The 26,450-nt window shown below is 51.7% G+C and carries 21 protein-coding genes; 11 read left to right on the top strand and 10 right to left on the bottom strand.

The features are described 5' to 3' along the window. Window positions 1–172 precede the first annotated feature (172 nt). On the bottom strand, window positions 173–874 hold the full coding sequence (locus GJJ30_RS09660; protein ID WP_154174944.1) for an SAM-dependent methyltransferase: 702 nt from the start codon (window positions 872–874) through the stop codon (window positions 173–175). Between the two features lie 112 nt (window positions 875–986). Here GJJ30_RS09660 and GJJ30_RS09665 point away from each other — a divergent pair, with 112 nt between their 5' ends. Then, window positions 987–1,562, top strand: coding sequence for a nitroreductase family protein (locus GJJ30_RS09665; RefSeq protein ID WP_154174945.1), 576 nt, complete (start codon window positions 987–989; stop codon window positions 1,560–1,562). Between the two features lie 52 nt (window positions 1,563–1,614). Here GJJ30_RS09665 and GJJ30_RS09670 read toward each other — a convergent pair whose 3' ends face one another. Further along, window positions 1,615–2,388, bottom strand: coding sequence for an alpha/beta fold hydrolase (locus GJJ30_RS09670; RefSeq protein WP_154174946.1), 774 nt, complete (start codon window positions 2,386–2,388; stop codon window positions 1,615–1,617). Window positions 2,389–2,509: 121 nt separating this feature from the next. Next, a complete protein-coding gene (selD, locus tag GJJ30_RS09675) occupies window positions 2,510–3,556 on the bottom strand; it encodes a selenide, water dikinase SelD (protein WP_154174947.1) in 1,047 nt (348 codons plus the stop codon). A gap of 384 nt (window positions 3,557–3,940) precedes the next feature. Here selD and GJJ30_RS09680 point away from each other — a divergent pair, with 384 nt between their 5' ends. The 3 genes from GJJ30_RS09680 to GJJ30_RS32300 all read left to right on the top strand — a co-directional run bounded on the left by GJJ30_RS09680 (window position 3,941) and on the right by GJJ30_RS32300 (window position 9,427). Further along, on the top strand, window positions 3,941–7,366 hold the full coding sequence (locus GJJ30_RS09680; RefSeq protein ID WP_154174948.1) for a TonB-dependent receptor: 3,426 nt from the start codon (window positions 3,941–3,943) through the stop codon (window positions 7,364–7,366). Between the two features lie 67 nt (window positions 7,367–7,433). Beyond that, complete coding sequence (locus GJJ30_RS09685; protein WP_170299156.1) at window positions 7,434–8,300, top strand: glycerophosphodiester phosphodiesterase family protein; 867 nt, start codon at window positions 7,434–7,436, stop codon at window positions 8,298–8,300. A gap of 56 nt (window positions 8,301–8,356) precedes the next feature. After that, entirely contained in the window at window positions 8,357–9,427 is a 1,071-nt protein-coding gene (locus tag GJJ30_RS32300) for a DUF5958 family protein (RefSeq protein ID WP_229313067.1), read from the top strand. Between the two features lie 50 nt (window positions 9,428–9,477). On the opposite strand, the gene GJJ30_RS09695 is transcribed toward GJJ30_RS32300, so the two are convergent. From GJJ30_RS09695 to GJJ30_RS09705, 3 genes are all read right to left on the bottom strand, one after another. Beyond that, window positions 9,478–10,518 carry a dihydrodipicolinate synthase family protein gene (locus GJJ30_RS09695; RefSeq protein ID WP_154174950.1) on the bottom strand — a complete coding sequence of 347 codons (1,041 nt, stop codon included), beginning with the start codon at window positions 10,516–10,518 and terminating at the stop codon, window positions 9,478–9,480. Between the two features lie 11 nt (window positions 10,519–10,529). Next, window positions 10,530–11,546: an NAD-dependent epimerase/dehydratase family protein gene (locus tag GJJ30_RS09700; RefSeq protein ID WP_154174951.1), complete on the bottom strand. Its 1,017-nt coding sequence runs from the start codon at window positions 11,544–11,546 to the stop codon at window positions 10,530–10,532. 470 nt (window positions 11,547–12,016) lie between these two features. Continuing rightward, window positions 12,017–12,934 (bottom strand): patatin-like phospholipase family protein, encoded by a 918-nt coding sequence (locus GJJ30_RS09705; protein WP_154174952.1) that lies wholly within the window; start codon window positions 12,932–12,934, stop codon window positions 12,017–12,019. 162 nt (window positions 12,935–13,096) lie between these two features. On the opposite strand from GJJ30_RS09705, the gene GJJ30_RS09710 reads away from it, so the two are divergent. Next, the gene (locus GJJ30_RS09710; protein WP_154175092.1) at window positions 13,097–14,071 is read left to right on the top strand and encodes a polyprenyl synthetase family protein; all 975 of its coding nucleotides are present in this window, start codon (window positions 13,097–13,099) and stop codon (window positions 14,069–14,071) included. Between the two features lie 78 nt (window positions 14,072–14,149). Here GJJ30_RS09710 and GJJ30_RS09715 read toward each other — a convergent pair whose 3' ends face one another. Continuing rightward, complete coding sequence (locus GJJ30_RS09715; RefSeq protein WP_154174953.1) at window positions 14,150–14,869, bottom strand: fatty acid desaturase; 720 nt, start codon at window positions 14,867–14,869, stop codon at window positions 14,150–14,152. Window positions 14,870–14,965: 96 nt separating this feature from the next. Between GJJ30_RS09715 and pafA the strand changes: the two genes are divergently transcribed. After that, complete coding sequence (gene pafA / locus GJJ30_RS09720; RefSeq protein WP_154174954.1) at window positions 14,966–16,618, top strand: alkaline phosphatase PafA; 1,653 nt, start codon at window positions 14,966–14,968, stop codon at window positions 16,616–16,618. Window positions 16,619–16,817: 199 nt separating this feature from the next. Here pafA and GJJ30_RS09725 read toward each other — a convergent pair whose 3' ends face one another. Both GJJ30_RS09725 and GJJ30_RS09730 read right to left on the bottom strand, forming a co-directional pair. After that, window positions 16,818–17,291: an NfeD family protein gene (locus GJJ30_RS09725; RefSeq protein WP_154174955.1), complete on the bottom strand. Its 474-nt coding sequence runs from the start codon at window positions 17,289–17,291 to the stop codon at window positions 16,818–16,820. A gap of 2 nt (window positions 17,292–17,293) precedes the next feature. After that, entirely contained in the window at window positions 17,294–18,211 is a 918-nt protein-coding gene (locus GJJ30_RS09730) for an SPFH domain-containing protein (protein WP_154174956.1), read from the bottom strand. A gap of 284 nt (window positions 18,212–18,495) precedes the next feature. On the opposite strand from GJJ30_RS09730, the gene GJJ30_RS09735 reads away from it, so the two are divergent. The 3 genes from GJJ30_RS09735 (at window position 18,496) to GJJ30_RS09745 (ending at window position 22,325) form a co-directional block, all read left to right on the top strand. Continuing rightward, a complete protein-coding gene (locus GJJ30_RS09735; protein WP_229313069.1) occupies window positions 18,496–21,171 on the top strand; it encodes an MGH1-like glycoside hydrolase domain-containing protein in 2,676 nt (891 codons plus the stop codon). Window positions 21,172–21,231: 60 nt separating this feature from the next. Next, a complete protein-coding gene (locus tag GJJ30_RS09740) occupies window positions 21,232–22,002 on the top strand; it encodes an SDR family NAD(P)-dependent oxidoreductase (RefSeq protein WP_154174957.1) in 771 nt (256 codons plus the stop codon). Between the two features lie 128 nt (window positions 22,003–22,130). Continuing rightward, window positions 22,131–22,325 carry a hypothetical protein gene (locus tag GJJ30_RS09745; protein WP_154174958.1) on the top strand — a complete coding sequence of 65 codons (195 nt, stop codon included), beginning with the start codon at window positions 22,131–22,133 and terminating at the stop codon, window positions 22,323–22,325. A 53-nt stretch (window positions 22,326–22,378) separates the two neighbouring features. Here the strand turns inward: GJJ30_RS09745 and GJJ30_RS09750 are convergent, their stop codons facing one another. After that, window positions 22,379–23,533 carry an acyl-CoA dehydrogenase family protein gene (locus GJJ30_RS09750; RefSeq protein ID WP_154174959.1) on the bottom strand — a complete coding sequence of 385 codons (1,155 nt, stop codon included), beginning with the start codon at window positions 23,531–23,533 and terminating at the stop codon, window positions 22,379–22,381. Between the two features lie 314 nt (window positions 23,534–23,847). On the opposite strand from GJJ30_RS09750, the gene GJJ30_RS09755 reads away from it, so the two are divergent. Beyond that, entirely contained in the window at window positions 23,848–25,179 is a 1,332-nt protein-coding gene (locus tag GJJ30_RS09755; RefSeq protein WP_154174960.1) for a UDP-glucose dehydrogenase family protein, read from the top strand. Window positions 25,180–25,292: 113 nt separating this feature from the next. Then, the gene (locus GJJ30_RS09760; RefSeq protein WP_154174961.1) at window positions 25,293–26,273 is read left to right on the top strand and encodes a UDP-glucuronic acid decarboxylase family protein; all 981 of its coding nucleotides are present in this window, start codon (window positions 25,293–25,295) and stop codon (window positions 26,271–26,273) included. Window positions 26,274–26,450 lie beyond the last annotated feature (177 nt).

Genomic DNA, 26,450 nt, shown 5'->3' on the forward strand with positions numbered 1-26,450 from the left:
GGCTTTAATCGGCATTTCAAAGCCCGGCACCGGCCGCCCGGCCTTTAGGGGTTGGGGGTAAACCGAAGAAAGGGAAAATCGGCATTTTAGTCAGTCTTTTAAATATAAAAGTGAAAAGCCAATAACTTTTACATTTAACAATCATCATTTTACATTTATCATTTGTATTTTCTTACAGCAGCAAAAACAGGCTCGGTTTTTTGTGCAGATCCGGGGTTTGGGCTTTCCACTCCCGGATGCTGAGCGTACGAACCAACTCGTCTTTGGCGGTCAGGTTACAGGCGATGCAAAGCCGGGTTTCGGGGTTGCAGGTGGCCAGAATATCCGCCAGCAACTGATTGTTGCGGTAGGGCGTTTCCATGAAAATCTGCGTTTGCAGCCGTTTGCGCGCATCCATCTCCAACTGCTTGATTTCCTGAAGCCGCGCCGGTTTTTCAATCGACAGATAGCCGTGGAACGCAAACGACTGGCCGCTCATGCCCGACGCCATCAGCGCCAGCAGAATCGACGACGGCCCCACCAGCGGCTGCACCTGCCAGCCGGATTGGTGAGCCAGCCGCACCGCCACCGCCCCGGGATCGGCCACACCGGGGCAACCGGCTTCGGAAATGACGCCAGCGTCCCGGTTTTCCAGCTTCAATTGCTTTAGCTGCTGTTTGGTTTCGGTTTCCGGCGTGTCCTTGTGGAGGTCGTAAAACAACAGCTCATCGATGATGACACCGGTTTTCAGGCTGCTGATAAACCGCCGGGCAGTGCGTACATTCTCGACAAAAAACACGCCGGTTTGGCTGATCACCTCGCGAATTTGCGGTGACAGAACGTGGTCGGCGGTATTTTCGGCCAGAACCGTGGGAATGAGATACAGAACGGGCATTTTCGATCGATTAACAAACAGACTGCAAACTAAACAAGTTGGACCGAATGAAAGAGGAGTCCGCGGTTTGGATTAGCTTTGCAATTTCGTACAAAAGGGTTCAAGAACATACATGGAAAACGATTTTGAAACAATTAACCGGCTCATACGCACGCGCCGGAGTATTTTTCCACCTGATTACAGTGACCAGCCCATTCCCCGGGATGTCGTTGAAGCCATCCTGGCCAACGCCAATTTTGCGCCCACGCACCGGTTGACGCAACCCTGGCGGTTTACGGTTTTTCGGGAAAACGGTTTGGAACAACTTGCTGATTTCCTGGCCGATAGCTACCGATTGCAGACGCCACCGGCCGCTTTTTCCCAAGGTAAATACGAGACAACCCGCACAAAAATCCTGCGGTCTTCCTGCGTGATTGCGATCAACATGGAATTGCATCCCGAGAAAGTGCCGGAATGGGAAGAACTGGCTGCGGTGGCATGTGCGGTACAGAATATGTGGCTGACGGCCACGGCTTTAAACGTCGGTGCGTACTGGAGCACGCCCGGTAATCTGGATGCGCTGGGCGAGTTCTTAAACCTGGAACCTTCGCAAAAATGCGTCGGAATTTTTTACATGGGCTACCACACGGCGCCCGAAAAACCGGCCATCCGCAAACCCATCGAAGAGAAAGTGACTTGGGTGGAATAGGGAATTATGAGTTAAGAGTTATGAGTTGACTTACGCATTTAACTCATAATTCTTAACTTTTTCCAAGGAACCGTATCAGTGTTTCGACGAACTCTGCCGGTTTTTCGGCCTGCACCCAGTGGCCCGCATCCTGAATGGTTTCGAGGGTGCTGTTGGGGAAAATGCGTTTGATTTCGAGCTCATCCTCATCCTTGATGTACGGCGATTCGCTGCCGCGGATGAACAGCGTCGGCTCGGTAACAATCCGCAGGTTGCGCAGTTCTCCGCCGATGCCGTACAATTCCTGCTCGATCACGGGCAAGTTGAGCCGCCAGTCGAATTGCCCCTGCTCGTTGCGGTACAGGTTTTTCAGCAGAAATTGCCGGACGGTCAGGATGGGCTCGAACCGGCTGAGAATTTCGTCGGCTTCGTTCCGGTTTTTCAGCATCGCCAGGTCGATGGCTTTTAACCCGCGAATCAGCTCGGCGTGATGAACGGGGTAAAATTTCGGGGCGATGTCGACGATAACCAGATGGCTGTAGTGGCCCGGATAATCCATCGCAAACTGCATGACGGTTTTTCCGCCCATCGAGTGACCGATCACGACCGGTTTTTCCAACTGATGGTCGGTAATGAATTCCATCAGATCGGCCGCCATGACGTCGTAATTGAACTCCTCACTGCGCGGAGAGCGGCCGTGGTTGCGCTGATCGACCAGAAAAACGCGGTGGTTGTGTTCGGCGATGGCTTTTGAGATCGTCAGCCAGTTGTCGGACGACCCCAAAATACCGTGCAGAATAATAATCGGTGTGCCGGTCTCGCCGGTTTGTCGGAAATATAATTTCATAAGTACGTACCTGCGGACCCGTCGGCGTTGCGATTTAGTCCGTGTGATGCTGGCAAAAATACACCAAATCGGGAAAGAATTTCCGGGCTGAATCGAAATGCCAATCGGTCCGTGGGTGCGGTTATCTAACGTAAACCGCTTTTTTCCGTTTTTCTGTCAACTGACCGAATGCTTTCAAATACAGTTTGTTTTCGAATGCAACGCGCTCAAATTCAGCCGAACTCCCCGGATCGACCGCGATCAGTAAGCCGCCACTGAGTTGCGGATCGGCTAAAATAAACCGCTGCGCTTCGGTCAGCTCGTTGGTTTTGTCGCCAAAATAATCCCAGTTGCGGTGGGTTGCATCCGGGACATTTTCCGGGTTCAGATACGCATCCAAAACCGGTAGAACCGGAATTTTGTGAAAATCAATTTCGGCGCTTACACCGCTGCTTTCCGTCATGGCGATGAGATGCCCCAGCAACCCGTAGCCCGAAACGTGGGTCAGCGCCTTGACGTACGGTAATTTTCCGAGGAAAGTCCCAAACGAATTCAGCCGGGTCGTCAGCTCCCGGACCAGGTCGGCGTGTTCGGGATTCAGGGTTTCCTTTTGCTGCGCGCGCAACAGCGGGCCGGTGCCCAGCGGTTTGGTCAGGTATAAACAGCAGCCTTCGGTGGCCGTGCTGATTTGTTTCAAATGGTTGAGCCGGACTTTACCGGTTACGGCCAGACCGAAAAACGGTTCGGCGCTTTCGAGCGTATGAACGCCCGCCAGCGGAATACCGGCTTCGGCGCAAAGGGCCCGGCTACCGTCCAGTATCTGACCGACCTCTTCAGTCGGAACATTGGCAGAAGGCCAGCCCAGCAGGGCGATCGCCAGCAGCGGTTCTCCACCCATGGCGTAAATATTGTTGACGGCGTTGGAGGAAGCGATTCGCCCAAACTCGAAGGCGTCGTCGACGAAGGGAGCGAAGAAATCGGCGGTGCTGACGACGGCTTCGCCGTGGCCGGTTTCCAGCACGGCGGCATCGTCGCGGTTGGTTAAGTCAACCAGTAAATGAGGAAATCCGGGCAGGAGCGAGCCTGGGGAACCGATCAATGCATTGAGAACCTCCGGGGCCAATTTACCGGCAAAACCCGCACTGTGGCTGAATTGAGCCAGTTTGTATATTTCCGTTTGTTGTATCATGTCAGTTGATGATGTAACCGCAGAATAATTTTCCTTTTTGTATTACTGAAAGTTAAAAAGAAAGGTTCAGAAAATCACAATCGGTGAAGAGCGAAAAGGGGTAATAAAAATTGATATGTAGCTGAATAGTAGTAGTTTATCTTAAATTGATACAAAAACCGCAGGGCCTCTAATGAAATGGTAATAAAAAAATAATGTGCCGAAATTGAACGATAAAAACAGATTTATGGAGTTTTTATAGATTGCTTGTTTGTATAAATGTTATTATAGTACTTTACTAAGAACTGGTACTTGAGTCACAAAAAAAAATGTCGTTTCTTTGTGATGAACTGTAGCGAGTTTAGGATACACTTCAAACCAAATTTAACCAAATCAACCATTTTTATGAACAGAAAATTACTGTCTGTCTACCTTGTCACGTTACTGAGTGGACTGGCCATTGTCCTGTTTAGCGGGAGCAATGTTCAGGCGCAGGTAACATCTTCGGCCATTGCGGGGTTCGTAAAAGATCAGAAAGGAGAGGCTCTGCCCGGCGCAACAATCGTTGCCGTCCACACGCCTTCCGGAACGCGTTACGGAACCGTCACCAACAACGAAGGTCGTTACACATTCCCTAACGTTCGGGTAGGAGGGCCGTATACCGTTACGGCAACGTTTGTTGGATTTAAAGAGCAGGTAAAAAGTGACATTTTAGCGAGTTTGGGCACGGCCGCCAACGTCGATTTTGCAATGGCCGACGAAAGTACCCAGCTTTCGGAGATTGTCGTTTCGGGAAACCGGGGGGCTATTTTCAGTTCCGACCGGACGGGTGCGGCTGCTTCCTTCAACCGCGATGCCATCAACACCATTCCGACGATTGGCCGGTCGATTACCGATATTTCCAAGTACAATCCGTACGGAAACGGCCAGTCTTTTGCCGGCCAGGACCCGCGTTTCAACAATTTTACGATCGATGGATCGGTGTTTAACAACGGTTTTGGTTTGGGTAGCTCGGCGCTGGCCGGTGGCCGGACCGGAACGACGGCCGTTTCGCTGGATGCCATCGACCAGTTACAGGTCAACGTGGCACCGTTCGACATCCGTCAGAGCGGTTTTACGGGTGCGGGCGTCAACGCCGTAACCCGTTCCGGGACCAACGAGTTTTCAGGATCGGCTTACACACTGTTCCGCAACAACAGCCTGGTGGGTAAAAAAGCGGATGGAACGTTGCTTTCACCGGCTCCCAACGTCAGCGAAAAAACATACGGTTTTCGGTTGGGCGGCCCCATCATTAAAAATAAACTGTTTTTCTTCGTCAACGGGGAAATGTTCGACAGCAGCACCCCCGCTTTGACCTGGAGTTTGAACCGGGGGCAGTCGGGCACGAACGTTTCGCGCGTGACGGAAGCCGACATGAAAGACCTCGATCAGTTCATGCAGACCAATTTTGGCCGCAGCCTGGGTGCGTACGATGGCTTCAATAACGACGTGAAAAGCCGCAAAGGATTGATCCGGCTGGATTATAACATCAACGATCAGCACAAACTGTCGGTCCGGTATTCGCATCACAACTCCGAAACCGGCTCGATCATCAGCAACAGCAACAGTAGCAACACGGCGGGGAACGGAAACCGGACCAACAGCAGCAGCGCGATCTCCCCGGAAAACTCGGGCTACCTGATTGCCGACAATACCCGTTCGTTGGCGGCCGAGCTGACCTCGAATTTCGGGAGTAAGTTTGCCAACAACCTCATCTTCACTTACAACAAGCAGATTGAAGACCGGACGTACAAAACCGGTTTGTTTCCGACCATCGACATTCTGAAAGACGGAAGTACGTACACCTCCATCGGTTTTGATCCGTTTACGCCGAACAACAAACTGAATTATTCGACGATGAACATCACGAATAACTTTAGCTATTTTGCCGGTAAACACACGATTACGGCGGGTCTGGTTTTTGAACATTATACGTCGAACAACGTCTTCTTTCCATCGTCGAACGGGGTGTATGTGTACAATTCCATCGACGATTTCAAGACGGCGGCTTTAGCTTCCATTACCAACCCGAACAGCACGACGTCTCCGGTGACGGTGAACCGCTATAACCTGCGGACTTCCCTCATTCCGGGTGGTGGTGAACCCTTGCAGACCCTGAAACGCAACCTGTACAGCGCCTATGTTCAGGATGAATTCCAGGCCAGCCCAAACTTCAAACTGACGGTTGGTTTGCGGGGAGATATCTTCCAGTACGACAACAGCACGGCGAAGGATTTTAACAACCCGATTGTGGCCGCTTTGACCTTTAAAAACGAAAACGGGCAGGATTACAAAGTGACGACCGGAACCTTCCCCAAGGCCCGTTTGCTGCTGTCGCCCCGGGTTGGTTTTAACTGGGATGTGAAGGGCAATAAAACGACCCAGATTAGGGGCGGAAGCGGTATTTTCGTGTCACGTATTCCGGAAGTGTTGATTTCCAACCAGTTGGGCAACAACGGTGTGAATACGGCCGCTTATACTGAAACCAACACAACGCGGTTTCCATTTGTGACCGACCCCAGCAAGCTGCCGGAGTCCGTTCGTCCCAAACCCGTTGCGATCGCCGATCTGCCTCCGTACCAGATCAACGCCGAAGATCAGAATCTGAAATACCCGCAAATCTGGAAAACCGACCTGGCCATCGACCAGAAATTGCCCTGGGGCCTGATTGGGTCGCTGGAGTTTATTTTCAACAAGAACATTCAGGCACTGCGTTACATCGATGCCAACCTGCAGGCACCCGTTGCGGGCAAAACACTGAGTGGACCAGACAATCGGCAGTTGTTTCCGGCGTTTGGTGTTGCCAATACCGGTACCGGCAAGGATAATCTGGTGAACAAAGCGCGGTATTATAACTCCAATATCGGCAACGCGTTTGTGTTGCGGAACACCAATAAAGGGAGTTCGTACATCATCACGGCGAAACTGGAAAAACCGGCCGCCCGTGGTCTGGGCGGAATGCTGGCGTACACCTACGGCGAAGCCCGTGACATCGCCTTCGTAGGAAGTACCGTACAAGCCAACGTTCCGACAATCTACGGTCAGAATTACCTGACAAACGCCTATTCCGACAACGACCTGCGTCACAAGATTGTGGGGTATGTGAACTACCGCATTAACTACGGTGGTAAAATCGGAGGGGCAACAATCTTTACCCTCGGTATGCTTTCGAGCAGCGGCAGCAAGATTTCGTATACTTACAACCAGGACGTGAACCTGGATGGACAAACGACCAACGATTTGCTGTACGTTCCGAAAACAGCTTCTGAACTTACATTCGTGCCGCTGACGGTTCCGGCCCAGGCGGCAACAGCCACAACCCCGGCCTATCCGGCGGTAACATATTCGCCGGAGCAGCAGCAGCAGGCTTTCGATGCCTATATCGAAGGCAACAGCTACCTGAAAACCCGTCGGGGTCAGTATGCCGAGCGGAATGGTGGTCAGTATCCGTGGTTGACCCGTTTCGACTTCACGGTAATTCAGGAGTTTTACGTAGCCGTTGGAGCCAAAGGAAAGAAGAATACGATCCAGCTACGGGCTGATATTCTGAACGTTGGTAACCTGATCAACAACAGCTGGGGGTTAGGTAACGCGCTTACGGCGTCGACATCCTCTTCTACCTCTAACCCGCTGGCGCTGGCAAGTATCAGCACCGCCGGTGTGCCATCGTACCGGATTGCCACGCAGGTAATCGATAAAAAGACGGTTTTGCTGAAAGATTCATTTGTGCCCGCCCAGAACATCAATGCGGTGTATCAGGCACAGATCGGTATTCGGTATATCTTTAATTAATCGTTCAATACTGAAATTCACGCCCCTGCCGGAGTCATTCGGTGGGGGTTCTTTTTTCGTCAGGACTATGAAAAAGCTAGTTTTAATTGGCACGATTTTGCTGAATTCGGTGGCGGTTTTTGCCCAGAAAGCACCGAAATATACGACGGCGAAAGACCTGGAAGCGGTTTTTTCCTATCGCCCGGATCGTAAAATTCCGCTCATTCTGGCCCACCGGGGTGGTCCGCAGGCTTCGGAGACGGAGAATAGTATGGAGACTTTTCGCCATACGTACCAGCAGGTGCCGGAAGCGATTCTCGAAATGGATGTTCGGATGACAAAAGACAGCATGCTGGCCATGCTGCATGACGATGACATTGAACGGACAACCACCGGGAAAGGCTCACTGAAAGCGATGAACTGGGCCGAATTGAAGACGGTTTTTCTCCGCGATCTTCAGGGCAGACCGACGCGCCAGCGCATTCCGCTGTTCGACGAGGTGCTGCAATGGGGCGCGGGCCGGGTTCTGATGGCGATTGATGCGAAACCGGGCGTCGACCTGCGGAAAGTGATGAAATCCATCGCGGATCGGAAAGCGCTGCACAGCGTGTTTATTATCTGTTATTCAACGGAAGATGCGCTCAGCGTCCGGAAAGAGTATCCAGATGTCTGGGTGGCGGTGGGCTTCAACGAAGCAAATCACGGTGAAACGCTTCAGAAAGCCGGTTTGTCGCTGCGTCACCTGATCGGGTTGTCGGCCCGGCAAAACCGTGAATTTTACGACCGACTGCACCGCGCCGGCATTCCGTGTACGGTCAGCACCTTCGGCCCCGGAAATCTGGATGAAAAACCGCTCAGTGAAGTTGCGCAGAGCTACCAAACGTTTTTTCAGACGGGCGCAGACATCTTAACGACCGACCGGCCCGCCGAGGTCAGGGCGTTATTCACGAAGTAAGAAGAAATTGCAAAATTTCGCTTACCTTGGCAGCGCAACTGTGAGATAACTCGAACATGCTGAGCCTGGAAGAGGAAATACGGATCGTGCGGTTCGGGCAGGGAATCCACCCGGTTTCATACCTGCTTGATGCTTATAACCGACTGGATACCAGTGAAAAAAGAAACCAGCTGAGGGATCTGTCTTTTTTCATGTGGGGCTTGAAAACCATTGACTCCGATATTGAACAGGCCATTGCGGATAGCGAATTAAAAGAAACCGATCTTCCCGTCGTCCACCTGAAAAAAGACCGATTGCGAATCAACCGCACGGCTCTGCTGCCGGACAGCGAGCTGGAAAAGGCGTATCGGTTACAGCTTTATTTATTCAAAACCGCCTATCAGCGATCTTTTAATCAGGAAAAATGGCTTTTGACGAACTGGTGGTTCGAGGATTTGTCGCAGGAAGAAACCGTCCGAAAACTGGTCCTGAATTATCAGGCAATGGTAGAAGAAATCTACGCGGATGCCGGTTTTCGGAATGAATTTGGTAGTCTGGCCAGACACTGGTTCGAGCGTATGAAAGAATCAGAAAAGAGTGCTAAGGAACCGGTTTTTGACAGCCAAACCAAATTTCATTTTCTGACTTACGACGAAATGTTGACCGAGTCGGCCAGGCAATTTGATCAACGGCAGTCGGAAGGTATGGCGCTCCTGCGCCGGTCGGTAAACAATGCGCTTTCCATCCGGTATCACTTAGAGCCGGAACGCGTCTGGCGAATCATTTCGGATGTGATGGATCGGCACGTCGATTACCTGAAACTGCTCCATCGGGCTTATGAAGCGTTTAATGCCCGGGACATCGACAGCGTGCTGGCGCTGATGCATCCGGATGTGGCCTGGCCCAACGGCTGGGAGGGCGGTTATGTGCAGGGTCACGATGCTGTTCGGGACTACTGGACGCGGCAATGGCAGCAACTCGACCCGCGGGTGACGCCGGTTTCCTTTCATCTTCGGCCCGGTGGCGAAATCGAAGTCGATGTTCACCAGTTTGTCAAAGATCGCGAAGGTAACGTGGTCGCCGACAGCCATGTGAAACACATCTACACCCTTGAAAACGGGAAAATTCGGACGATGGTGATTGAATAAAACCGGCCTTCAGATTTTTGCTCAAACGGAGGTAATTGCCTGATTATTAGTTAGAAATGTTTTACAAAAGCATCGTCGTTCAGATGCGGATAAGCGGCATAAACCCGATTAATTTCTTCCAGCTGGCCGGGTGACAAATCTTCCGCCGGATTCAGGCACCAGCGTCCATCGAGCAATCCCTGTCGTCGCAACACTTCGTGCAGCCCCGCAATGCAGCCGTGAAAACCGTGGCTCGGATCGAAAAAAGCCGCATTGCTGTCGGTTACTTCCACGTTACGGGTCAGCAGTTCCGCCAGTCCGGCATTATCGTTTCGGAGGCAGGTTTTGATCTCGGCCAGCAGTTCAACGGCTTTCTGCGTCCACACCGCCCAATGGCCCAGCAAACCGCCCACGAACCGTTTTTCGACGGTTTTTTCGTCAATCTGAAAGCGGTAAGCCGTCAGCAAATCCACCACAATATTGTCGTCATTACCGGTGTACAATGCAATTTCATCCCGGCGGCTCGAATGGCAAACCGCCCGAACCACGTCCAGCGTTTGGTAGCGGTTGAAACTGGCTACTTTAATCGCGTGAATGTTGGGAATCTCGGCAAACTGATGCCAGAAATCGTAGCTGAAAATCCGCCCGCCCACCGATGGTTGCAGGTAAAAGCCAAAAACCGGGATAACTTCCGCCACCGCCCGGACGCGCTCCAGAACGGCCGCTTCGGTCCAGCCCTGCAAACCGCCCATGCTCAGCAACCCCAGATCGTAGCCGTACTTGAGCGCCAGATTGGCTTCATTCAATGCCTGTTGGGTAGGACCAACCAGACCGGCCACTTTGATAAACGGGCGATCCAGTTGAGCGGCAGCAATTTCTTCGGCCGCTACCCGCAAAACCGTTTCGTACAGATTGATTTTCGGATCACGAATCTCGAACTGAGTCGTGTGCACACCCACCGCCACGCCACCGGCACCACTGGCGATGTAATAGTTGGTCAGCCCCCGCTGACGCTTTTCGTCGAACTGTCGGTTCTGGTCCAGAGCCAGCGGATGCGCCGGAATAACGGTTCCTGCATGTAATAAAGCCTGAATATCAGCGCGTAAAGTCATGGTTGACGGGGTTAAAATTTGCCGGTTCTTTCCTGGAAATGCGTGGGTTTATTCAGGATTTTTCCGCCCTGTTGCAGCCACGAAACTGTCAGTTCCATCATCTGGCGAAGTGTCACGCGCGGATAGCCGAACAGGCGATTGGCCTGCGACGCGTTGCTCAGCAATGCCGTCGGCTGGGCTTCATTGATAAAAACCGGGTCTTTGCCGAGCATGTGACCGTATTCCTGCGCCAGCCACTGAATCGAGACGGTTTCGGGTCCGGTGACGTTCAGGAGTTTCGCCGGAACCGCACAGTGCCGCAGCGCCCGGATCGCGATTTCATTGGCGTCGCCCTGCCAGATGACGTTAGCGTTGCCCATCCGGAGGTCGATCGGTTTTTCGGCCAGCACGGATTTGGCAATTTCCAGCAGCACGCCGTAACGCAGGTCGATGGCGTAATTCAGGCGGTAAATCAAGGTCGGCGTATTGTTTTTCTCCGCGAAATACTGAAAAACCCGCTCGCGGCCCAGGCACGACTGGCCGTATTCGCCAACGGGTTCGGGGGCGGTTTCTTCCGTGGCCCCGCCGGACGTTACCGGCGTAAACGGATAGACATTGCCGGTCGAGAAGGCAACAATCCGCGAATGGCGGTATTTTTCGGCCACCCGGCCGGGCAAATACGCGTTCATCGCCCAGGTGAAGGCTTCCTTTCCCGTGGTTCCGAACTTGGTTCCGGCCAGATAGAGCACATTCCGGACATCGGGCAGAGCCGCCAGATCGGTTTCGTTGAGCAAATCGGCAGAAATGGTTTCAATTCCGTCGGCTTCGAGTTCGTTCTGCAATTGTGGTTCCGAAAACCGGGACACGCCGACGACGCGCTTCTCAAGACCGGCCTGATCGATCGCTTTTTTTGCCAATCGCGCCAGACTTGGCCCCATTTTTCCGCCCACACCCAGAATGATAATGTCGCCGTCCAGTTCCTGTAAATCGGTCACCAAAGCCGCCGACGGTTTGATCAATTCTTGCTCTAAAGATTCTAAATCGCTCATTTGCTGTGGGTAAAGGTCGGTTGGGTAGAATGACGAATTTACAAGTTAGGCCCTGAGCCGATGGCGCAGGAGTCACTCGATGAATCGGCGGTATTTGAAAATATGGAATTCAGAATAAGCGGTTTGCACTTCAAGGTAAACTTCCAGACGCAATATCCTTCATTTGGGGCAAAATACCGTCGGTAGGATCGAATAGATGTCAGGAATTGGTACTTGGATTACAATTACAGTTGATATGTTAAGAATAGATTGAAACTGAAATAAGAAGTTATTGCTATTGCCAGCCCGTAAATCCCGTAGGGATGCAATATTTGTAGCAAAAATGACCAATGATTGTGAGCGTGCCGGAGGTATGCAATATAAATGGTTGCGTACCTACGGCACGCTGGTATGCGAGGATAAAATCATTTTCTACAAACATCTCGTCCCTCTGGGACTTGAAATATTCTAATTCCACTTGCCGACCAATATTACACCTGCCGCCCAATTCCCTCAGCCCGCAACACAATCGTGGCATCCCGGTAACCCTGCACGATGAGTCGACCGATGTCGTCGGACGAAAACCGCATCAGGTTCAGGTACAGCGGTTCGCGCGGACGAACGAGGGTCATCACCATCGGGTTTCCGCGCAGTTTTTCCCGTTCAATCCAGCGCTCCGCCCAGGCAATATCGTTGTTAACGAGCTGATTAACCGTAATGTCCTTAACCCGTTCGGACAAATTCAGCAGACTGCGGTAATTGAATTTTTCGGTAAAAATATGTTTGGCATGACAGGCGACGCAAACCAGTTCATTGGCACCGTCGTCGATGGCTTCGCGCAGGGGAGCCACTTCGCGCAAACCGCCATCCAGGTACATTTTCTCTCGGTCGCCCCCGATGCAAACGGCGGGCATCAGAAACGGCAGCGAACTGCTGGCGATGACGTAATCCAGAATGGATTTGTCCTCATTTCCCACATAAAGTATATCGCCCTTCATGATATCGACGGTGCCCACTTTCAGTTTGATCGGGCTGTTGGCGAGGATTTCGAGCTTGATATTGGTTTTGATCAGCGTTTGAAGCGGGGTAGAATCGAGCAAACCGTCGAAACGGCTTAAAAGCGTATTATAGCCGAGCAGAAATCGCGAACGAACCACCGCCACATCTTCGGGGCGGGTGATGTTGCGGACCCAGAATTCGATCAGTTGGCGACCGGCTTTTTTCCAGTCGACAGCCCCGTGTTCTGCGAATTGTTTTCCGGCTTCGTGAACCAGAAAAACTGCATTTAAGCTGCCTACGGATATGCCATAAATGGCTTCAGGTTCAAAACCGGCCTCCAGAACCGCCTGAATGGCCCCCGCCTGAAACGCCCCCTTGAGCGAACCGCCCCCTAATACCAATGCGCGCATGAATCGAATTATGAATTATGGATGATGAATGTAAAACTTTTCCGTTCATCATTCATCATCCATAATTCATAATTTTTTCAAGTTTTGCCCCGAAGTTCGCGTTTCCGTGGTATACTTGCGCCCTGAATCCGGTTTGTCCAATGCGATGAACCGTTGTGAATGATGCCACTATCGATCCGGGACATACAAGCGCCGATTGCTGCCGAAATGGAAACGTTTGAGCAGAAATTCCGGCAGTTTATGAAAAGCGAAGTCATGCTTCTGGATCAGATCATGAACTACATTGTGCGCCGGAAGGGCAAGCAACTGCGGCCCATGTTTGTTTTTCTGACGGCGGGCGTCTGTGGTTTAATTAACGAATCGACCTACCGCGGGGCCGCCCTGATTGAGCTCATTCACACCGCCACCCTCGTGCACGACGATGTGGTCGACGACTCCAACTACCGCCGGAGTTTCTTTTCAGTAAACGCCCTTTGGAAAAACAAAATTGCCGTACTGGTGGGCGATTACCTGCTTTCGCGCAGCCTGTTTCTGGCCGTTGACCACGAAGATTTCGACTTTTTGAAATTGATCAACCGGGCGGTAAAAGAAATATCGGAAGGCGAATTGCTGCAAATTGAGAAAGCCCGGCGGCTGGATATTACGGAAGATATCTACTTTGAAATTATCCGGCAGAAAACCGCTTCCTTGATTGCCGCTTGTTGCGCGGTGGGCGCCCGTTCCGTTGATTCCTCACCCGAAACGATTGAAACCGCCCGGCTTTTTGGTGAAAAAGTGGGCATTGCGTTCCAGATCAAAGATGATTTGTTCGACTACGGCGAAGAGGAGGTCGGCAAACCGCTCGGAATCGACATCAAGGAGAAAAAGATGACCCTTCCGCTGATTTACGCGCTTAATAATGCGGGTTGGGTTGAAAAACGCCGGATGATCAACATTGTCAAAAACGACAGTGAAAATCCGAAAAAAGTAGCGGAAGTGATCGATTTCGTGAAAAAATCGGGCGGTATCGGGTACGCCACGACGGTCATGACCCGCTACGTCGACGAAGCCAAAGCCCTCCTCTACAAATTCCCCGAATCCCGCTACCGAACTTCGTTGGAGCAATTGGTACAGTATACGATTGAACGGAGCAAGTAATTAAAGAATGATGAATTAGGAATGATGAACGATGAATGGGCGGAGTGTGATAATTCATCGTTCATCATTCCTAATTCATCATTTATTTGAAGCTCTCGCTTCCGGTAGCTTCCACCACGGCAGATACGGCCAGGCGTGGTGTTCGGCGTGGTAACCGAAGAAGTAGCAACTCAGGAAGGCCGTTACGTTATTCAGCTTCTGGCTGCGGGCGTTGTGGGGAGGGTTGTGGTGTTCTCCACGGTGGGGGAGGTAAGTCCCGAAGTAGAAAAGCTGGAACGTACTCAAAACCGCCGGAGCCATCCAGAACACAATCAGATTTTCCATCGGAAACCAGATTTTCAGAATGTTGTACGTAACCGCCATCAGGACGATCTGAATAATCGAAATATATTCCTTCAAAAAGCTGTAATACCAGGCCAGAAAACCGGGGTTGCCGTCGTGGTAGTCGGGGTCGTCGCCGGTGGCGGAGTGCTTGTGGTGCAAATGATGTTTGCGGCTGAGTCGGTTGAAATTATTGAACGCAAACAAGGTCGCGCAGAGAAAACCGATCCCGTAATTCAACCGCTTGTTGTTCGGGGCCACCACGCCGTGAATCGCATCGTGGGCAGTGATGAATACGCCGGTGTAAAGGTGGGTTTGGATAAGGGCAAAAATGTAAACGAGCGGGTTTCGCCAGTCGAGCGCGTAATTCAATAGAAAAACCAGCATTCCGGACCAGCTCAGTAGAATAGCCGCGGCAAAATAGAGGCCACGGTTGCCAATCTGGGTCGGTTTAAAGGAAAAGACTGGAGTTGTCATAACAATTCATTTACCGGCTAACGACTCGTGTACGGGAAATGTTCACTACTTTTGCGGCTGTAACCCGACCAATTTCCATTGTTTTTCTAAATCGGCATGAAACTAGCCCGTTTTGCATTATTTCTAGTCGCACCCGCACTGGCGTTTGCGCAGCCTGCTCCGAAAAAAACAGCTGAATCGTCAACGAAGCTGAGTCGCCCGAAACTGGTTGTCGGAATTATCGTTGACCAGATGCGCTACGACTACCTCTATCGCTTTTATAACAAATATACGGAAGGCGGTTTTAAACGCATGATGCGCGACGGTTTCAACGCCCGCAACAACCATTATCACTATGCCGCAACGATCACGGCGCCCGGCCACACGCACGTATATACCGGTTCGGCCCCGGCCATTTCCGGGATTGTGGGCAACGACTGGTACGACCGGGCTTCCGGCCAGACGCTGTATTGCGTCGGTGACTCAACGGTTTCGTCGGTCGGAAATTCATCGTCGGCCGGAAAAATGTCGCCCCGAAATCTGCAGGTGACAACCGTAACCGACCAACTGAAAGTGGCTACGCAGGGACGTTCCAAAGTAATCGGCGTCGCTATGAAAGACCGGGGTTCGATTCTGCCCGCCGGACATGCCGCGAATGCCGCTTACTGGTTCGATTCGAAAGACGGAAGCTGGATTTCGAGTACGTTTTACATGAAAGATCTGCCGCAGTGGGCGAAGGATTTCAACGCTCTCAAACTGTCGGACAAATACCTGACGCAGGCCTGGGAAACCACCCTGCCGATCAATCAGTACGTTGAAAGTACGGTTGATGACACCCCGTTTGAAAACCCACTGGCCGGAGAGCCCAAGGCGGTTTTTCCGCACCAGGCCATTGCGTCGCTGGGGAGTAAATACGAAGCCCTGCGCACCAGCCCTTTTGGCGATGTGCTGACGAAAGAAATGGCCGTTGCGGCCCTGCGCGGTGAAAATTTGGGTCGTGGCACCGAAACCGACTTTCTCTGCGTCAGTTTTTCATCGCCCGACGCCATCGGCCACCGGTTCAGTCCGTCGTCCATTGAAATTGAAGATGAATATTTGCGACTGGACAAAGTGATGGCAGAATTGCTGAACGCGCTGGATGCCCAGGTCGGCAAAGGCAATTACTTCACGTTCCTCTCGGCCGACCACGGCGCTGCCGACAATCCGGCGTATTCGATGAGCTTAAATCTGCCGGGCGGTTTTCTCGAGGGAAAAACCGTTGGGGCCGCCACCGATAAGGCACTCACTGACGCGTTTGGTCCCGGAAAATGGGTAATTGGAAATGCCAATGCGCAGGTTTACCTGAACCATGATCTGCTGCGTGATAAAAAGGTAAAAATCGCGGATGCCGCCGAAGTTGTTAAACTGGCTCTACTGAAACACCCCGGCATTCTGAACGTCGTCAATTTGCACGATGTGAACTCGAACACGGTACCGGAATACTGGCTGCATTTTTTACGGAACGTTTACCACCCGAAACGCAGCGGGGATTTATTGCTGATTACCCAACCCGGCTGGCTGGAAGGTTACCAGAAAGGCGGCACCTCGCACGGAACGCTCTTTAACTACGACACCCACGTGCCGCTGGTGTTTTACGGCTGGGGGATCAAACCGGGAGAAACCACCCGCCGGACCCAGATCGCCGACATTGCCTCCACGGTTTCGGCCCTCCTGCACATCCTGGAGCCCAGCGGAAACATCGGCAATCCGGTGTCGGAAGCGATTAAGTAACTGATTAATAGATAATTAACAATGAACAATTAATAATTAAAAAGTGCATGGGATTCAGAGCTGTCTAAGTTTTATAATTTTTCTTTTCTTCGGTCTGCCCCCAACCCCCTGAAGGGGGCTTTAATCGGCATTTCAAAGCCCCCTTCAGGGGGTTGGGGGCAGACCGAAGAAAGGGAAAATCTGAATTTTAGACATTCTCTCAAATCTGTTCATTTTTAATTGTTAATTGTTCATTCAATTTAAAAACTACCGCCCGGCTTCCTTCCATTCGCCGGATCACCACCGATTGCCCGGCTATAATGGATTCATCGTTCTCCGAAACCGCCGACCATTCGGTGCCTCGGTAGAAAATCCGGCCTTCGCCGTGGGCCGGAATGGTTTCGGTGACGGTGGCTTTGTCGCCGACGGATTCGACGTATTCCTGTTTTTTGGTGCGGGATTCGAACCAGCGACGGAGCGGTTTTCGGCCCGTTACCAGTGTCAGGATGGTGACAGCGGCAAAGCAGAACAATTGATTTTCGAGATCGGGCGTTACGCCCACCACCGTCACCAACGCGGTTAAAAACGCGCCAACGCTTAAAAAAGCGAACACAAACGAGACGCTGAGTAACTCGGCAATCAGAAACAGAATGCCCAGCAGTACCCACAGTTGAGGCCAGGTGATGAAGTCCATGCTTATTTGGTTTTGTCCTGTTGTTTGACCACCGTCATCGCGGTTGAAATAATCGATGCCATATCGCCGAAATTGGCGGGTAAGATCAACGTGTTGTTAGTACGGGCCAGATTACCAAACTGATCGACCAGTTGTTCGGCCACCCGAAGTTGTACGGCGTTCATTCCGCCCTCGTCGTTGATGGCGGCAGCCACTTTTCGGATGCTTTCGGCGGTGGCGTCGGCGATGGATTTGATGGCTTCCGCTTCCCCGGCGGCTTCGTTGATCTGCCGTAGCCGGACTCCTTCCGATTCCAGCACGACTTTCTGTTTCTGGCCTTCGGCGATGTTGATGGCCGACTGTTTTTCACCCTCCGATTGCAGAATCACCGCCCGTTTTTCACGCTCGGCCTGCATCTGTTTTTCCATCGCATTCAACACCGACTGCGGGGGCGTAATGTTCTTGATTTCGTAGCGCAACACTTTCACACCCCAACCAATAGCGGCTTCGTCGATGGACCGAACCACGGCCTGATTGAGCGTTGTCCGTTCCTCAAACGTTTTGTCCAGCTCAATTTTCCCCATTTCGCTCCGCATGGTGGTTTGCGACAATTGAATGACCGAAAACCGGTAATCGGCAATACCATAGGAGGCTTTTTGGGGGTCCACAATCTGAATAAAAATGACGCCATCGACCCGCACCTGCACGTTGTCGCGCGTAATGCAGATTTGTTCGGGAATATCGAGGGCGGTTTCCTTCAGGCTGTGCTTGTAGGCGACTCGATCAAAAAAAGGAATAATGAACGTAATACCGGGTTGGAGCACGGCGTAGAACTTGCCGAGTCGCTCGACCACGTAAGCGGTTTGCTGAGGTACCACCTTGACCGTCATGAAAACCACCAGCAGTGCCAGAATAACAAACGTCAAAAAAACATATCCCATGAGAAAAGCGAGGTTAAGTGGTAAATAGGAGGAAAGATGTGAGACAAGAGAGTAGCGACAAATCTGGTTAGTCTAACGTCTCGTGTCTCACATCTTTCGTTTATCAACAATAAATCTCGGATAATTAACAGGATAACTCCAAGAATGTGATGATAGGCAGAAAAAACCGTAAATAAAAGGTTGTGGGGACGGATGGAAAAAATGAGGAGTAAACCGCAAAATTTAACGGACAATTAATCGCCCGGCTTCCGCAGACCATTGATTCGGTTGTAATATGCGGGGTAATGTGGAAATTAGGAGCGGTTTTTACGAATCCGCTCAATTGGAAGGCGGAAAACCGGGCACCTATACGCACCAACATGACTGAATCGGAAAAACTGCAATACATCAATACCTGGCGAGCCTGGGGTCCTTATGTTTCTGATCGTCAGTGGGGTACGGTTCGCGAAGACTACAGCGCCGACGGGGATGCCTGGAACTACATCAGCCACGATATGGCCCGCAGCAAGGCGTTTCGCTGGGGCGAAGAAGGCATCGGCGGGATGAGCGACCGGCAGCAGTTTCTTTGCCTGGCGCTGGCGTTGTGGAACGAACGTGATCCCATTTTAAAGGAGCGCCTGTTCGGCCTGACCAACCAGCAGGGCAACCACGGCGAGGATGTGAAGGAGTTGTATTACTACCTGGACAACGTGCCTTCGCACAGCTACATGAAAATGCTCTACAAATACCCGCAACAGGCCTTTCCCTACGAGTTGCTGGTGACCGAAAACCGCCGTCGGTCGAGGCAGGAGCCGGAGTTTGAGCTGATCGATACCGGAATTTTTAACGATGATCAGTACTTCGACGTATTTATTGAATACGCGAAAAACGATGAACACGACATTCTGGTCAGGTATACGGTCCATAACCGGGGCCTCGAAGCGGCCCCGCTGCACCTGCTGCCGACCCTGTGGTTTCGGAATACGTTAAACTGGAATGAGCCGGACAAAAAACCGGTTATTTCGCAGATTGGCGCGAATCAGCTGTTGATCCAGACCCGGAATATGGGTACGTATCACGGTTACGCCGAGGGCGATGTGCGGTTTTTATTTACCGAAAACGAAACCAATAACCTGCGTTTGTACAACGCGCCGAACCCCGCCGGTTTTGTCAAGGATGGCATCAATAATTACGTCGTAAACGGGCTGCAGGAGGCCGTAAATCCGCAGCAATCGGGAACCAAGGCCGCGGTTTATTATCGGGTAACCGTTCCGGCAAAAAGTAGTCTGACGTTTAAATTGCGGTTGACCAATCGGGAAAACTCCCAGCCATTTGCGGATTTCGATGCGGTTTTTGCCACGCAAAAAGCCAATGCAGACGATTTTTACGCCACGAAGCAAAGCCCTGCCGCGACGGAGGATGAACGGCTGGTTCAACGCCAGGCCTGGGCGGGCATGCTGTGGAGCAAGCAGTTTTACCATTTCAACGTCAATAAGTGGCTCAACGGCGATGAGGGGGAAATTCCTCCGCCCGAAAACCGCAAAACCATCCGCAACGCCAACTGGAAGCACCTCATTGCTTCGGATATCATTTCCATGCCTGATAATTGGGAATATCCCTGGTTTGCCGCCTGGGATCTGGCGTTTCACTGCATCATTCTGGCCGAAATCGATCCGGATTTTGCCAAAGAACAGTTGCTGCTGCTCTTGCAGGAAAAATACATGCACCCAAACGGTGAATTATCGGCCTACGAATGGAATTTCAGCGATGTCAATCCGCCCGTGCACGCGCTGGCGGCCTGGAAAGTGTACAAGGCCGATGAGGCCATGAATGGCAAAGCGGATACGGTTTTTCTCCAGCGGGTTTTGCATAAACTGATGCTCAATTTTACCTGGTGGGTCAACCGGAAAGACAGCGAGGGCAACAACATTTTTGAGGGCGGTTTTCTGGGCCTCGACAACATCGGCATATTTGATCGCAGCGCACCCCTTCCCGGCGGGGGGCAACTGGAACAGGCCGACGGAACGAGCTGGATGGCGATGTATTCCCTCACGATGATGCAAATCGCGATGGAACTGGCGCTGACGAATCCGGTGTACGAGGATCTGGCGATCAAATACGGCGAACACTTTTTTTACATTGCCGGGAGTATGGCCAACATGGGCAATATCGAGGGGCAGGGGTTGTGGGACGAACAGGACGGTTTTTATTACGATATGCTCCGGATGCCCGACGGTTCCTGGAGTCGGCTCCGGCTGCGCTCGCTGGTCGGTTTGCTCCCGTTATTTGCCGTGCAGGTGGCGGAAGATAAAAAGTGGGAAAAACTGCCGAGACTGGTATCGCACATGACCTGGTTTATGGCGCAACGTCCCGATCTGGCAGCACTGGTGAGCAACTGGCGGGGTGAGAATGGTTCGGAGAGTATGCGGCTGCTCAGTCTGTTGCGCGGCCACCGGATGAAATGTTTACTGCGCCGGATGCTGGATGAGAACGAGTTTCTGTCGCCCTACGGCGTTCGGTCGCTGTCGAAGATATACGAATCCCAGCCTTTCGAATACTGGCTGGCGGGACAGAATTTTACGGTACGCTATACCCCGGCCGAAAGCGATACCGGAATGTTCGGCGGGAACAGCAACTGGCGCGGACCGATCTGGCTGCCGGTTAACTACCTGCTGATCCAGGGTTTACACCGGTTCTATAATTATTACGGCGATGATTTTAAAATCGAATTTCCGACCGGTTCTGGTCAGTTCATGACGATCCGCGACGTGGCCGACCGGCTTTCCAAACGCCTGAATTCGATTTTTTTGAAAGACGAAACCGGCCGAAGGGCGGTTTTTGGCGATAACGAAAAGGTGCAAACCGACGAGCATTTTAAGGATTACATTCTGTTTCATGAGTATTTTGACGGCAATACCGGAAAGGGGCTCGGGGCCAGCCACCAAACCGGCTGGACCGGACTGGTGGCGCTGTTAGCGTAATTGAAATAGTTTCGGTTTGATCCAAACCAACTGGTATTTAGTTCAAAAGCACAAAAAAATATGAAACGTTTTGAAGGAAAAACCGTATTGATCACCGGCAGTACGCAGGGCATTGGCGCGGCTTGTGCGTTGCGGATGGCCAGCGAAGGTGCCAACATCGTCCTGAACGGTCGCAAGTTTGACGAGCGCGGGCAGGGCATTATCGATCAGATTACGGCCCTGGGGCAGCAGGCTAAATTCATAGCCGCCGACGTGAGCGACCCGAAAAACGTGATTGCACTGGTTGCCAGTGCCATTGAAGCGTTTGGGAGCCTGGATGCGCTGGTCAACAACGCCGGCGTGGAACGCAATCACGATTTCTGGGACGTCACCGAAGAGGAGTACGACTTTGTGATGGATACCAATCTAAAGGGGATATTCTTTGGTATTCAGGCGTTTGTGAAATATTGCCGGGCCAATAACCGGCCGGGCGTGGTGGTGAACATGAGCTCGGTCCACGAGGAAATCATCTTTCCCCATTTTGCGGCCTATTGCGCCAGCAAGGGCGGTTTGAAAATGCTGACCCGCAACCTGGCCACCGAACTGGCCCCGTTCCACATCCGGATCAATAACGTAGCGCCGGGGGCCGTAGCCACGCCGATCAATCAGCATTTGCTGGAAACACCCGAACTGCTCAATAATTTACTGAAAAACATTCCCATGAAACGACTCGCCAAACCGGAGGAAGTAGCCGCCGTCGTGGCTTTTCTGGCGAGTGAAGACGCGGGTTACGTAACCGGAAGCACCTACTTTGTAGACGGCGGTTTAACCTATCATTATGAGGAACAGTGACATACGGTTTAATCTCCTTTTAAATTGAAGTTAACTGGGTTTTAATACAAAGTGTTGACCTTTCAGTCAGAAAGCCCGTCTCTAGGCAGGCTCAAAACCAATTTTAAAAGGTCAATACCATCAATACCATGAAGAAGTTGATCATTGCCGCTGTATGCGCGGCTATTTTAGCAGCACCGGCCGCTTTTTCGCAGGACAAACCGGCTAAATCCACTGCCACAGCCGTAAAAGGCGAAAAAATGAAGGGCAAACATGGCAAACACCACGTTATGGCCAAGAAAACAGAAGTCGTAAAGAAGACGGAAAAAAAGAGTAGTAAGTAAGAGGTTTAATTGTGAATAGATAGAAAAGGCGGGGATTTTCTCCGCCTTTTCTTTTACTGAAGCAATAGACGCGAAATCACCACGCGCTGAATTTCGCTGGTGCCTTCGCCGATGGTGCAGAGCTTGGCGTCGCGGTAAAATTTCTCAACCGGAAAATCTTTCGTGTAGCCGTAACCGCCGAAAATCTGCACGGCTTCGTCGGCGGTTTTCACGGCGGTTTCGGACGCATATAGTTTCGCCATCGCCGATTCCTTCGTGACCGGTTTTCCGGCATCTTTCAGATCAGCAGCCTGGTAGGTGAGTAGGTTGGCCGCTTCGATGTTGGTGGCTAAATCCGCCAGTTTGAAGGCAATGGCCTGAAACCGGGCAATGGCCTGGCCGAACTGCTGCCGTTCCTGGGCGTATTTCAAGGCGTGTTCATAGGCACCCATCGCAATCCCGAGGCTCAGAGCCGCAATCGAAATGCGGCCGCCATCCAGAATTTTCAGCGACTGCACAAAACCTTCGCCGACCTCGCCCAGCCGCTGGCTGTCGGAAATGCGGCAATCCTGAAACAGCATTTCGGCCGTTTCCGACGCCCGCATGCCCAGTTTGTCTTCTTTTTTGCCGCCGGAAAAACCGCTCGTTCCGCGTTCAACCACAAAAGCCGTGGCGTTGTGGGGAGTATTGGGCGCTCCCGTTCGGGCAATAACCACCGCAATGTTGCCGCTCTTTCCGTGGGTGATAAAATTCTTGGAACCATTCAGCACCCAGTCGTCGCCGTCGCGAATGGCGACGGTTTTCATATTTCCGGCATCCGAACCCGTATTCGGTTCAGTGAGACCCCAGGCGCCAATCCATTCTCCGGTAGCGAGTTTAGGCAAATAGTTTTTCTTCTGTTCGGGATTGCCAAACGTCAGGATGTGGTTTGTACACAGGGAGTTATGCGCAGCCATCGACAAGCCGATTGCACCGTCCACCTTGGCTAGTTCCACAATGGCTCCGACGTATTCACGGTAGCCGAGTCCCGAACCGCCGTATTCTTCCGGTACTAAAATGCCCAGCAGACCCAGTTCGCCCAACTGGCGCATGGTTTCGATGGGAAAGTGCTGGCTTTCATCCCATTCCCGAACAAAAGGCTGGATTTGTCGCGCGGCAAAGTCGCGGACGGTTTGCGCAATGAGTTGCGAAATATCCTGTACTTGGTTTTCTACAATTTCTGAAGTCATGGACGAGTTCTGTTGTGTGGCCGAATTTCCCTGATTTTAGTAATAATCTACAAAAATAACCTGATAGTCACAAACCGGTATTGAAATCTTCTGAATGCGGATTTATCAATTGTAAGTGTGACACTTATTCCGTATGTACTGGCAAAATACCAGCGTACAAACGATTCGGTTTTGCCCGTGAATCACAAATTCCGGGACGAATAAGTAGAATTGAGCAAAAAAATCTATTTTTGTGTCCTGCAACTTATGTATATAAAAAGTACAAATCAATTGACTTCCATCAACCAATCTTAGATATAACTTAATTACTCCTCATGAAATTAGCAGTTATTGGAACCGGGTATGTCGGGCTTGTAACGGGTACGTGCTTTGCCGAAACCGGAAACCAGGTCGTCTGCGTCGACATTGACGAGCGGAAAGTTGAAAAACTCAACAACGGAATTATTCCCATTTACGAACCAGGTCTCGACGTTCTGTTCAACCGCAATACCGCCGAAGGGCGTTTGAAATTTACGACCAATCTGGCCGAAGGAATTGAAGGCGCAGAAGTTATTTTCCTGGCGCTGCCCACACCTCCGGGCGAAGACGGCTCGGCGGATTTAAAGTATATCCTGAAAGTTGCGGACGATCTGGGGCCGCTGCTAAAGCAATACGCCGTGGTTGTCGACAAAAGCACGGTGCCCGTCGGAACCGCCGAGAAGGTCTGGCTGCACATTTCGCGGGGAGCCAAAATTGATTTCGATGTGGTGTCGAACCCGGAATTCCTGCGCGAAGGCGTCGCCGTCGATGATTTTATGAAGCCCGACCGCGTCGTGATCGGAACGAAATCGGACAAGGCAAAGGCGGTTTTGAATAAACTCTATGCGCCACTGGTTCGGCAGGGTAACCCGGTGATTTTTATGGACGAGCGTTCGGCCGAAATGACTAAATATGCCGCCAATGCGTTTCTGGCCGTTAAAATTTCGTTCATGAACGAGATTGCCAACCTCTGCGAAAAAGCCGGTGCCAACGTGGACGACATTCGTCGGGGCATTGGAACCGACAGCCGGATTGGCAAGCGGTTTTTGTTCGCCGGAATTGGTTACGGCGGAAGCTGCTTCCCGAAAGATGTGCAGGCGCTGGCCAAAACCGCGCAGGAATACGACTACGATTTCAAGATTCTGAAGTCGGTAATGGACGTGAATTCCAAACAGAAAAGCAAGTTGCTGCCGATGATCAAAGCGCATTTTGACGGTGATTTGAAGGGCAAGACCATCGCTGTCTGGGGGCTGGCGTTCAAACCGTATACCGACGATATTCGCGAAGCTCCGGCGCTGGAAAACATCCGGTTCCTGCTGAACGAAGGAGCCAAAGTGACGGTTTACGATCCCGAAGCGATGGATAACGTGCGGAATGTGCTGGGCAACCAGATCAATTACGCCCACACATCCTATGCCGCGCTCGACGATGCGGATGCACTGGTGATCATGACCGAATGGCCGCTGTTCCGGACGCCGGATTTTGGCAAAATGAACCTGTTGCTGAAAAATAAACTGATTTTCGACGGCCGGAATGTCTACGAACTCGACCAGATGAAAGAAGTCGGTTACACGTACTACAGCATCGGGCGGGAAACGGTTACACCAGAAGTTTCACAAACGGCGTAATCTAATTCGTAACTCAATTAAAATTAGTTTATAGTTTAGCGTTTATGGTTTTTACCTCCTGAAAACCGGCTGTTTAACTATAAACAATAAACTGGAAACTTATAAACTAGAATATGAAACGCGTACTTATCACGGGCGGGGCTGGTTTCCTGGGATCGCACCTTTGCGATCGTTTTATCAAGGAAGGCTACCACGTTATTGCGATGGACAACCTGATTACGGGCGATATTCGCAACATCGAGCACCTGTTCCCGTTGCCCAATTTTGAATTTTATCACCACGACGTCTCAAAATTTATTCATGTTTCGGGCGATCTGGACTACATTCTCCATTTCGCATCTCCCGCCAGCCCGATCGATTACCTGAAAATTCCGATTCAGACGCTGAAAGTCGGCTCGCTGGGAATTCACAATTGCCTCGGTCTGGCGCGGGTCAAAAATGCCCGGGTTCTGATTGCTTCCACCTCGGAAGTCTACGGCGATCCGGCGGTTCACCCGCAGAACGAAGATTACTGGGGAAATGTCAACCCGGTTGGTCCGCGTGGCGTGTACGATGAAGCCAAGCGGTTTCAGGAAGCGATCACGATGGCGTACCACACCTACCACGGCCTGGAAACCCGGATCGTGCGGATTTTCAACACCTACGGCCCGCGGATGCGACTGAATGATGGCCGGGTTCTGCCCGCTTTCATCGGTCAGGCGTTGCGTGGAGAAGACCTGACGGTTTTCGGCGATGGTAGCCAGACGCGCTCGTTCTGCTACGTCGACGACCTGGTTGAGGGGATTTACCGCCTGTTGCTGAGCGACTACGCGTATCCGGTTAACATCGGCAATCCCGGTGAAATCACCATTCGGGAGTTTGGCGAGGAAATTATCAAACTGACGGGCACCAAGCAGAAACTGATCGTAAAACCGCTGCCCACGGACGATCCGAAGCAACGGAAACCGGACATCACCCGGGCGAAGGAAATTCTGGGCTGGGAGCCGAAAGTTTCGCGGGCCGAAGGGCTCCGGATTACGTACGATTATTTCCGCAGCCTCCCGGATGAAGAGTTGTACAAAGCCGCCTACCACCGCGAGTTTGTGAAGAAATAACAGACAGACATACTCATGGATTTTAGTCCGTGTAAAGTGCCCTGAATAGAAAAGATGGAAAGTAAATCACGGACGAAAGCCCGTGAATACCAGGAGCCTGCGTAATCTTTACGATTACGCAGGCTTTTAATTTTTTGATTGGTATTATTCTTGTTGCGGTAAGAGGTAAGTAGTTTT

Origin of the sequence: Larkinella terrae, assembly GCF_009668025.1 — a bacterium.
GTDB lineage: Bacteria > Bacteroidota > Bacteroidia > Cytophagales > Spirosomataceae > Larkinella > Larkinella terrae.